Consider the following 1,756-nt stretch of genomic DNA (forward strand, 5'->3'; position numbering starts at 1 on the left):
TTTTCCTGTTCCTGCTGATAATTTACTACTTCCTGCATATGCACTTTGTGTTGCACTTGATAATTTACTACTTCCTGATTGTAATTCTCCACCTGCTGATGCAAATTTATTTAAATTTGTTCCAAATGTTTGTGATCCACTTACTAAACTTGAAGATCCACTCTTAAGCTTTTCTACACCGCTTGTTAAAGAACTTGCTCCACTTACTAATTTTCCTGTTCCTGCTGATAATTTACTACTTCCTGCATATGCACTTTGTGTTGCATCTGCTAATTTTGAAGAAGAATCATTAAGTGTGCTTCCAGCTCCCGCAAATTGACCTAATTTAGAATTAAATTGTGATGATCCATCTTTAAGATTAGATAATCCAGATTTTAAATCAGATGCTCCATTAGATGCAGATTTTATTCCACCTTTAACAGATTTAAGTCCATCTTCTTGTTTAGATGCTACAGTTTTTAATCCAGAACTTATTTGATTTAAACTAGATGCAGCTTTATTTAATTGGCTAGATTGTTCTTTTAAACTGCCTCCTAATTGTTTTATTTGTGCTGCAAGTTCAGTATCACCATCTGCTGCTGCTTTTTGAGCTAAAGCAGTTATTTGAGCTTCAAGTTCGCTAGAATCTGAAGATGATAACTTAGAAGAAACTTGAGAAACTGAATCTGCTAATGAATCTACTTTACTTGTAGAACTTATTAAACTATCTACTCCATCGCCTAATTGATTTAATCCACTATTTAAACTACTTGCTCCTTTATATGCAGAAGATATACCATTATCTATATTGTCATATGCGCTATCTAAGCTATTTGCACTGCTTACATAATTTTTAACACCACTTGCAAATTTATTTTGTGATGAACTTAATTCTTTAAGACCGCTATTTAAAGAACTAGCACCACTATCTAATGCTGGTAAATTATCTGTAAGTTGTTTTGCTCCACTACTTAATGAGCTTATTCCATTATCTAAAGAAGTTATTCCTGATGCTAATTGTGAATATCCTGAATTTAATTTATTTGCACTGCTTGTATAAGTAGATATTCCTGAATTTAAACTTTTTTGTCCTTCATTTATTTGTTTTAATCCATTTTCTAAACTTACTGCACCATTATTTAATGTTGGTAAGTTGCTAGCTAATGTATCTGCTCCACTTTTTAATGTTCCGATACCATTATCTAATGTTTTTACACCATCATCAAATTGGCTATATTTTGAATTAAGAGTATCAGTACCATCTGCTACTTTCTTTGCTCCATCTACTAAATCTGCTCCACCATCTTGTAGTTTTTGTAATGAATCTTTTAATTCGCTAAAGTCCATATCATCATCTATATCTTCTAATGTAGAAGTTATGTCACTAGTTACAGCAAACATTATAGTTGGTATTTTGAAATTAGTTGTATTACCAGTTATAACTATTTCATCTTTTAAGTTTAAATAACTATTTAAATCATCACTTAAATCTAGAGATTGACTTAATCCTGGTAATGATACAAATGTTATAGATGCGTTGCTTCCTTCATCTAACATTGTTCCAGCACTAGTTTCAATATCTTTAAAATTATCTCTATCTAGTAAAACTTCGCCGGCAGCTAAAAATGGAGTATATATTATTCTAGTTTTGCCGTCTATTTTAACACTCTTTTTGATATTGTTTTTTAATTTTATAGTTATTTTAAAGTCTCCGCTTTTACCTTTAATATCTTTTGGATTTACTTCTTTTCCGTTTACTTCATATTTAATACTTACG

Annotated in this window: 1 protein-coding gene; it reads right to left on the bottom strand. The window is 30.9% G+C overall.

The genetic code is table 11. The features are described 5' to 3' along the window. Positions 1-1,756, bottom strand: a 1,756-nt coding sequence (locus ACLR9T_RS13940) for a hypothetical protein (protein WP_413110090.1), incomplete at both ends; no start/stop codon positions are given.

It is taken from the genome of Thomasclavelia sp., from assembly GCF_047249845.1.
GTDB lineage: Bacteria > Bacillota_I > Bacilli_A > Erysipelotrichales > Coprobacillaceae > Thomasclavelia.